The organism is Dyella sp. AtDHG13, assembly GCF_003201105.1.
GTDB lineage: Bacteria > Pseudomonadota > Gammaproteobacteria > Xanthomonadales > Rhodanobacteraceae > Dyella > Dyella jiangningensis_B.
Genome location: NZ_QICJ01000010.1, coordinates 207623 through 216040 on the forward strand (window position 1 = coordinate 207623; position 8418 = coordinate 216040).

General features: G+C 63.1%; 8 protein-coding genes, 1 pseudogene and 3 riboswitches. Of the genes and pseudogenes, 4 read left to right on the forward strand and 5 right to left on the reverse strand.

Annotated features, from left to right (window positions below):
- Position 1: 1 nt before the first annotated feature.
- Positions 2–1189: an MFS transporter gene (locus BDW41_RS17150; protein ID WP_233496915.1), complete on the reverse strand. Its 1188-nt coding sequence runs from the start codon at positions 1187–1189 to the stop codon at positions 2–4.
- Positions 1190–1414: 225 nt separating this feature from the next.
- Positions 1415–1732, reverse strand: a complete 318-nt coding sequence (locus tag BDW41_RS17155; RefSeq protein WP_074548992.1) for a DUF190 domain-containing protein — start codon at positions 1730–1732, stop codon at positions 1415–1417.
- Positions 1733–1935: 203 nt separating this feature from the next.
- A riboswitch (Fluoride riboswitch) is annotated at positions 1936–1997 on the reverse strand.
- 59 nt (positions 1998–2056) lie between these two features.
- A riboswitch (Fluoride riboswitch) is annotated at positions 2057–2118 on the forward strand.
- A gap of 50 nt (positions 2119–2168) precedes the next feature.
- Between BDW41_RS17155 and BDW41_RS23155 the strand changes: the two genes are divergently transcribed.
- The 3 genes from BDW41_RS23155 to BDW41_RS23160 all read left to right on the forward strand — a co-directional run bounded on the left by BDW41_RS23155 (position 2169) and on the right by BDW41_RS23160 (position 5438).
- Positions 2169–3530 carry a zinc ribbon domain-containing protein gene (locus BDW41_RS23155; RefSeq protein ID WP_074548990.1) on the forward strand — a complete coding sequence of 454 codons (1362 nt, stop codon included), beginning with the start codon at positions 2169–2171 and terminating at the stop codon, positions 3528–3530.
- Between the two features lie 8 nt (positions 3531–3538).
- Positions 3539–4930: an Hsp70 family protein gene (locus tag BDW41_RS17180; protein WP_074548988.1), complete on the forward strand. Its 1392-nt coding sequence runs from the start codon at positions 3539–3541 to the stop codon at positions 4928–4930.
- Between the two features lies 1 nt (position 4931).
- A riboswitch (Fluoride riboswitch) is annotated at positions 4932–4997 on the forward strand.
- Positions 4998–5135: 138 nt separating this feature from the next.
- The gene (locus BDW41_RS23160; RefSeq protein WP_146217377.1) at positions 5136–5438 is read left to right on the forward strand and encodes a hypothetical protein; all 303 of its coding nucleotides are present in this window, start codon (positions 5136–5138) and stop codon (positions 5436–5438) included.
- 110 nt (positions 5439–5548) lie between these two features.
- Here BDW41_RS23160 and BDW41_RS17185 read toward each other — a convergent pair whose 3' ends face one another.
- Positions 5549–5962: an H-NS histone family protein gene (locus tag BDW41_RS17185; protein WP_074548986.1), complete on the reverse strand. Its 414-nt coding sequence runs from the start codon at positions 5960–5962 to the stop codon at positions 5549–5551.
- A 121-nt stretch (positions 5963–6083) separates the two neighbouring features.
- Entirely contained in the window at positions 6084–6467 is a 384-nt protein-coding gene (locus BDW41_RS17190) for an HU family DNA-binding protein (RefSeq protein WP_074549321.1), read from the reverse strand.
- A 501-nt stretch (positions 6468–6968) separates the two neighbouring features.
- Here BDW41_RS17190 and BDW41_RS23865 point away from each other — a divergent pair.
- Positions 6969–7097 (forward strand): hypothetical protein, encoded by a 129-nt coding sequence (locus tag BDW41_RS23865; protein WP_255412979.1) that lies wholly within the window; start codon positions 6969–6971, stop codon positions 7095–7097.
- 150 nt (positions 7098–7247) lie between these two features.
- Here the strand turns inward: BDW41_RS23865 and BDW41_RS17195 are convergent.
- Positions 7248–8418 (reverse strand): annotated as a pseudogene (locus BDW41_RS17195) (DEAD/DEAH box helicase); the annotation flags it as partial.

The window sequence follows — 8418 nt, forward strand, 5'->3', positions numbered from 1 at the left end:
TCTAGCCGCGCCGGACACGTAACAAAGCAATCGTCCCCAGTCCCATCCACAGCGTGGCCAGTCCAAACCCGAAGGCAGGCGAGACCGCCGACCACACCAGGCCCACCATCGCGCTGGAGACGAACTTGGCAGCCCCGTTGATCGTGCCGAGCGCACCGTAGCTCGTGACCAGCTGCTTCGGTGCTACGAACTCGGCGGTAACCGTGGGCTCCAGCGCCTCCTCGACGGTGACGTAAAGACCCGCGCACAGGAAGATCAGGGCGAGGAACGCAATGCTGCCCAACGACATCACGAATGCAACGGCTGTCAGGGCGGCGGTGATGGCGCCGAGCAGGTAGCCCAGGCGCAGCATGCGCAGGTGCCCCAGGCGGTCGGCGAGCAGACCCACGGGATATGAGAGCGCTACCTGGACCACGTTGCGCCACACGTACAGCAAGCCCGCGATCTGCGCGGCCCGGATGACGCCGTGGGCCGGCGTGAGCAACTGAGTCGCCGCCAGGATCAGCAGGGAGTGGGAGAAGTCGCCAATACCGAACACCCCCACGGCGCCCAGGTATCGCTTGAACGAGGCGGGCAACTCACGCAGCGAGCCGAGAAAGCGCAGCGCCGGGTTGGGGGAGTGCTGGGGGTCGCGCACTAGCGTGAGGAAGGCGAGCACGGCCAGCAATCCCGGTATGACCGAAAGCCAGAACACCAGCCGGAAGGGCTCGGTGGAACCGTTTCCATACAGGCCTTGTGCCCAGCCCAGCAGGGCGACACCGAGCAGGGGGCCGGCCACCGCGCCTACCGTATCGGCGGCCCGATGGAATCCGAAGGCCCGTCCCTTGGTCTCCGGCGTGACGGCCTGGATGACGATCGCATCCCGCAGCGGCCCCCGAAGCCCTTTGCCGAACCACGATATCGCCCGGCCGAGCAGCAGCAGTGGCCACCCCGTCGCGAGCGCGAGCAGGATCTGCCCCAGCGGCGTCATGCCGTAACCGGTCAGCACCAGCAGCTTGCGGTGACCGAGCTTGTCGGCGATGTAGCCGGAAACCATCTTGGTGAAGCTGGCGATGGCGTCGGCGATGCCTTCGATCGTGCCGAGCACGCCTGCGGGAAGGCCCAGCACCGCCAGGAAGCCAGGCAGCAGGACCGTGGTGGTCTCGTAGCAGAAGTCGCCGAAAGCACTGGTGACGCCGGCGCCGACCACCGTCCGATTCAGCCAATGCCTGGGCGAAGGGGTGGCCGTGCTCGATGAGTCTCCGGCGCGCGCTGTACTCTTTTGTTGGCCCGTCATGTCGGACGAGGTCGGCTCTTGGCTCAAAACTGAAGTGCTCCCGTGATGGCGGTGGGTAGGGCGTTGGAGGAGCGTGATGGAGCCATCCCACGTCCTGGGAGGATGCCGGGGCTCAAGCGCTGGATGCTCCTCCGCATGTTAGTGACTGACGACCCCGAACTCGGCTGGAAACCTGGCCCAGAACAGGGGCGCCCCGTCCTCGTGCACGATCTCCAGCATCTTGCTCGCGTCCGTGTCGTCCACGATCAGCTCGACCAGGACCGTACAGTCTCCGGCCAGCTCGAAAAAGCTCTGCTCGTGCAGGACGCCGTGGCGGCCGTACCCGGCGATGGCCTTGAATGCCGACGCGCCATGGATGCCGTGCTTTTTGGCCTGCTCCAGCAGCCACTCGTAGAGCAGCATGCCCCGGTGCTTCTGGTTTTCATGCATGTAGAACCGCAGTGACCAACCGTTCATGGCATCGCCTCCTCCGCATGGGACGCGGTGGGACGGGAAGCCTTGAGTGCGCAGATGCTTCATGTGCGTCGCGGACTTGGCAGAAAACGAGCCCAACGACTTTCGGAAGCCTCACGACGCTCATAGCCTTCTTTCGCCCCGGACTGTGTCAGTGGCGAACTTTCAGCAGAGGAGGGTGCGCGCCGCCACCTGCCGGAAGCCCGGACCAGGTAGGCATCATCAGCCTTGCGGCGGTTATAGGGAGAATGCCATCTCCGTGCCGCCGAAGTTAGCCAGCCAGTTCGGCCAAAAGCAAGCGACCGGGCGACCGAGCCGCTAGAATGCGCGCAGCTGGGCGATGGAGTCCGCCTGTGACCGCCCCCAGGGCTGATGACTCCTGACTGGCCATCGTGCCGCTTTCCAGGATATCCCTCGCCGTCCGAGGGATGCCGTCGTCATGCCCACATTTTTCTGTCCCTCGTGCTTCGCCGAAGTCGACGCAGCCAGCTCCACCTGCCCGCAATGCGGTGCTGACGTCCAGGCCGGCCGCGACCGCGCCTATCCGCAACGGTTGCTGCATGCCTTGAAGCATCCGCTGTCGGACATCCGGATGACGGCGATCGAGGCACTGGCACAACTGCAGCCGGAGGGCGCCGCCATGGCATTCGCCGACTGCGCGCTGGAGCATCCGCGCGATCCGGTGCAGGGTGTGGCGATTCTGCGGGCGCTGGAGCGGCTGCCCCGTAACCCGGCGTGGGCGGCGGCAGTGTCACGCCTGGTTGACCACCCGGCGGCGGTGGTCGGCCGCGGCGCACAGGCCCTGCTGGACAGCATGCCTGCGGGCATGGTCGGCGGCTCCCTGTCTCCGGATCATCTGCGTGCTCTCATCGACGACTATGCCGGTCACGCGCAAGCGAGCGCGTACCTCGCCGCACAGGGGCGTGCCGCGATGGAGCCGCTCCGCGTCTATCTGCGCGAGGGACCCCAGATCAATCCGCAGGGACGTGTCTTCGCGGTGACCATGCTGGCGCGCTTGGGCGACGACTGCGTGATCGACGGCTTGCGGGAGGTTCTTTACGCCCATCCGCTTCACGAACTGGCGGCGCCACTGCGCGAGTCGGAATATCTCGTCAAGGATGCGGTCGTCACGCATGCGGCGGCGCGCGACTATCCGCAGAGGTCCGCAGATGTTGCCTTCGCACTGCGCTCGGAGCGACTCCCTGCGGCCGTGGGCGCTGCAGGACGACTTGGCACGGGTGAGTTGGCTCCCGAGCTTGTGCGCCTGCTCGAAGACGACGTGCTTGCGCAGGCTGCCGGTCAGGCGCTGACTGCGCTCGGGCCGGTGGGGCAGGCGGCGATCCTGGAGGCGCTACCGGATCTGCTGGCGGCCGAGCCCGTGAAACTCCGCAGCCGGCTGGCCGCCCTCCGTGGCCTGCTGACGCTGCGGGATACAGGGGCATCACTGCCGCCGATGCTGTCGGCGAGCGGGCAGGGGCACCATCCTGCGGTGGCCGCCGCCTGCGCCTTGTTCATGCCGGCAGGCGCGGCAACGGCCAACGCCTTGATACGGGGTGCCGTCGGTGAATGCAGGCGCCTGGTGGATGTATGTCGCGAGCGTCTCTTGCAACCGGACTACCGCCCCTGGCTGCAGGGCGCCGTGGAAGCCATCGCACGGGAGCCACGGATGCCGGACATCTACGGCAATCAACATGCCCTTTCGCTGGAGGCAGAACACTGGCTGCACGCGCTTGGCCATACCTCAACTTCCCGAGGGCGACCGGATCACGACGGACGCCCCCTATCAATCTTCAAGCTCTGACGAGACGTATGCACATCGGTATCGACTTTGGCACCAGCTACTCCGCAGCTGCGGCCGTGCTGGATGGAAAACTGCAGCTGATCCGCTTTGGCGACGCCACCCAGTTCCGCACGGCGGTCTTCTTTCCCGAGCGGGTGCCCAGCCCGGATGAGTTCCAGCTGACGCCCGCCATGGAGGCCGAAGTGGACGCGATTGTCCGTAGCGGACGCATGCAGCGACACGGCCTGTCGGACGTGCAACTTCGCAAGGATGCCATCCGCGTCGTCCGTCGCCAGTGGATGGAGGAGCAGGTTCGTTCGGCGCGCCCCGTGACGGGCGATCTGCACCGGGCCGTCATTGGCGAGGAAGCGGTCCAGGCCTATCTGGAGGAGGGCACCGGTCACCTGATCGAGTCGCCGAAGTCGATGTTCGGATACCGGATGGATGCCCCGGTAAGGCAGACCGTGGTGAACATCGCCGCCCACATCCTGGAGCATGTCCGCCTCACGGCGACGCGTCAGCTGGGCATCACGGTCCGCGGCGCGGTGATCGGGCGTCCCGTCGAATTCCGCAGTTCCATGGGCGCACAGGGCGGTATCCAGGCGTTGGAGCTGCTGCGTGAAGCGGCTCAGCTGGCCGGGTTCGACGAGATCGCGTTCGTCGAGGAGCCTGTCGCCGCCGCGATGCACTATCACCGCGCCATCGATCGGCGGCAGCGCGTCCTGATCGTGGACATCGGTGGCGGCACGACCGATCTGGCCTATGCCGAACTCGGCGCCGGCATGGCGCCGCGTATCCACCGCAGCTGGGGCGTTCCGGTAGGCGGCACGGACCTCGATCTCGGGGTGAATCTGCAAAGCTTCATGCCCTTGTTCGGCAAGGATGAGGCCGCGGTGCCGGCGCACAATTACGTCGACGCAGCCAGCGTGCAGATCCTTCCGCGGCAGCGGGATTTCCGGAAAAAGAATTTCAGGATGGTTCGCGAACCGTTTGGCTCGCGCCTGAGATCCCTGCAGCACCTCGGCGCCACCACTCAGCTCAACCGTCTGGCCGAAATGGCAAAGATCCGGCTCGGCAGCGATGAGCACTGCGCCGTCGACTTCGGCTTCATCGAATCAGGCCTGGCGCTTCAGGTGCAGCGGGCCGATTTCCTGGAGGCCGCCGCCGGCTTCATCGAGAAATTCAACCGGCTGCTTATTCAGGCGCGGAACGACATCGGCACGCTCCCGGACTGCGTGTTTCTCACCGGCGGCAGCTCGCAGGCCGCCGACCTGCAACGGTGCGTGCGTCGTCATTTTCCGGGCATCCCTGTGGTCGAAGGCGACCCCTCGCTGGGTGTCGTCTCCGGTTTGGCCACCGTCGCAAGTGATATTGAGCATTGCGTCCCAACGCACTTGTTTCCGGCCAGGGGCGCGCAGTAATTTTGCCCACGGAGATGGCGTACCTCCCCAACCGCGGCGAAAGCCCGCTGATGACGCCTACGGAGCGTGGCTACGCGGTTCAAGGCTGTGTTGTGCTTTTGCCTGAACCCTGTGGCTTTCGATGAGATATCGGCCGTGGGCGTGCGCATTTGCTTCATGCAATGCCCGTGGCCGAGCTTTTTCGCAGACGGATCCGGGAGGCAGCATGGCAAAGTGGCATATCGAGGAACGCGAAGGCCAGGAAGAACATCTGATCGATGGCAGCATGATTCTCATACCGCTGCTGGCCGGCATATTGATCGTGGCAGGTCTGGGATTCACCACGCCCCACGTCTCGGCGGAACGCTGGTACGAGATTCAATTCAGCGAGGGTGTTACCTCCTATCAAGAGGTGACGAGCTGTCCGCAAGATCGCGATTCATGGCCACCAAATCGCGCTATCTGCTTATCTGGTGCAGAGATTGCCCCGTCAGTTGACCAGAAGGCGGTGGCTCATCCTCGGCACTAGAGAGACCTTCCTGCTGCGAGGCTGCCCTCAATGGCGTCTGGCGCTTGGGCAGCAACCTGACCAAAGAGCCCCGCAGGTCAGTGCGGGGCTGCGATGGTTGTAAGGCGCTTCTACTTCTTAGCGGCCCTTGTTGCGGACGCTTTCCCGGGAGCTTTTCTCGCCGCCTTGATCGGAGGCGCTTTCATGGCGTTTCCACCGATGAGCATGCTCTCCACCGTGACGCCTTTCTTCTTCAAGGCCGCTGAGAACCATTGCGGGCGCTTACCGCGGCCGGACCAAGTCTGAGCGGCATCCGAGGGGTTGCGATACTTCGGCGCAACGACGACCTTCGGGCTCTTGGCTCCCCTGCCGCCGCGTCGCGGGTAGACCTCATCAATACTCAAGCCTGCATCCTTGAGTAGTGCATCAATCTTCGTCCGCACCTCCTGGACTTGATGCTTGCGCGCAGATTCCATCTGCGCTTCGGCGTTCCGAATGAGCGCCTGGAGTTCGGCAGGGGAGAGTGAGTCGAGCTTGATCGCCATGTTTTCCTCGGGAGTCGATCGAGTGAATCGCATCGCCTCAATGCGGCGATGCGCGTTACGTCCGTGGTCGCCCGCGGCAGGCTTCCTGCGCGGAACGATCGGCGCAGGAACAATCGATCACTTAAATTGCCGCGTCCTTGAGCTTCTTGAGCGGGCGCACCTTCACCTTGACGGTGGCCGGCTTGGCGGCAAACACCTGTTCCTCACCGGTGAAGGGGTTCTTGCCCTTGCGCTTTGGTTTGGCCGGCACCTTCACCGCACTGATCTTGAACAGGCCGGGCAGCGTGAAGTTGCCGGCTCCCTTCTTGTGCACCGCGCCGAGGACGGTGTGTTCGAGCGCCGCGAGCACCGCTTTGACCTGCTTGGCTTCGACGTTGGCCTGCTCAGTCAGGTGCGCGATAAGCGCCGACTTGGTCAGCGCATCCTTGATCGGCTTGATGGTGGGAGCCGCCTTCGGGGCCGCCTTCGCTTTCGTGTTTTTTTTGGCAGTGGTTTTGGTGGCCATGATCTTCAGTCTCAGACGATGCATCGCTCCTCATGGAGCGATGGCCGTTTTGGCCTGACAAATCTACGTGGTTACGGCGTTCTGGGCCACCAGCTGGGCGCTGGCTAACGATGAGCGCGCCTCGCTGTGGCGGCTCGGTGATTAGGGGTCGTTATCGGGGGTAGGGAAGGGTGGATACCAGCGGTCTCTATGAAAAGCCCCTCGCACCAAGCGGACCTTCACTGTCTACGCCTGTTCTCACCCGCGTCCACTTTGCCAACTCACCGCCCCAAGCCTACGTAACGGCCACAGGCGGCTTCAGCATGGACCTCAAAAACCCCTGCCGTTTCCTTGATCGGGAAACGGCAGATTCTGGTTTTGAGGCTATATTGATCATCGACAGCGCACCTGGTTTTCGATGCATGCTGGCGCCGTCTCTTGCTATTCCAGCTTGGCTTTACTGGCACACTGATTCGTATGTGCCACCTGCGACGTGTTTCTAATCTTTAACGGAGAGTGTCCATGAGCTATCACATTAAGCCTGGTCCGAAGCCAAAGAAAGAAGACGGCACGGATGATCGCCGCCGTCGCGTTGATCCACCGAACAAACCCAAACACCCGACTTTGCCGGTTCATAAGCCCAAAAAGTAAGAGTCCATCAGCGCAAGTGCTGCACATAGAATAGATCTAGCGGTTGAATAATTACGGGGAGGCCCCGCCGGGCCTCCCCGTAATCCAAGCTGTCACTTCGCGATCAGGCCCTTCAATTAGTCAGGTGAGTTATGCACCACAATTGGCCTGTTATGACTGCGGTACAAACGTAGCCTGGAGCCAAGCCATCGCCTCATCAGTATCCAGGTTGGAACTGGCATAGCTTTGCCGCAAGAGGTGCGGTGAGAGAAGTCCGTCCCATTTTTGGCGGGCTAGATTGTTTGCTTTCGCGAGCAGTTCGTCCGGCGTTGTAGCAGGTTCCGAGCCGATGTCACACAGCAGGTCTCTGACCTCCTCGAGGCTACGGCCTGCACGCAGGATCTCAACACCCAGTCGGCCTGTGAATGCCTGCACGCCGCGGAACATCAATAGGCACGCGATTGCCTCGTTGGCCGCATCGCCCAGCCATGTCAAAAGGATCGCATGGCTACCCTGATCCAACAGCAATTGATCGGCCAACACCAGCGCAGCGAACGCCTCGCGGCCTTCCTCCAAGAAGCGTTGTGCCGTTGGGTCCAGGAATGGCAGTGCGTCTTGTGCCGCATATATATCGCGCATGCGCTGCCGCACCCGGGTATGTACACGCCCTCCGCCTCCATTGAACAGCGGAGGAGCGCCGCCCCTGGCGGGCGCGACATGGATTGTCTTGTATTCTTCGTCGATGGCTTCGATGAGCCATGTGCGCCCTCCGAAAAGAATGCGCTGGCGCGGCGTCAGCATCTGCGAGACAGGTAGCGTTCCTAGCGCCTTGCCGCTGGAAACAATGCGGAACTCCTCGTCGCTGGAGAACGCCGCGTAGAAGGAATTGTGATTGACGATCTTGTCGCCGATGCGGCCGTGGAGCAGCAGACCTGAGTGATCCTGAGTCAAGATTTCCGCCTGACCTAGGGTGCGCAGCAGTTCGGCAAAGGCCTCTTTGGACACCCGCTCGAACGGACCGGGCGGGGCGCAAAGAAGGCGGAACGCCTGAGCCGCCTGGAGGCCGCCATATTGCGCGATGGAAGACAGGAGCTGTTGCACGAGCGTGGAGTAGTGCGCCCCATGGACAGCAGGCGGCTCGAACCAGTTTTCTAGCAAAAGCGAGATGACCGCTGCGGTCTGTATCGTGTCCAGTCGAAGCCGCGTTTCTAGACCAGCCTTCTCGTCCAAGGCGTCCTCGATGACATTGAATCGCCCCGGGTTCTGAGGAGGCTCCAACTCTTGAGAGAATGGAGCCATGAACAAGTCTACGAAGTTTTCCCCTGAGGTCCGCGAGCGCGCG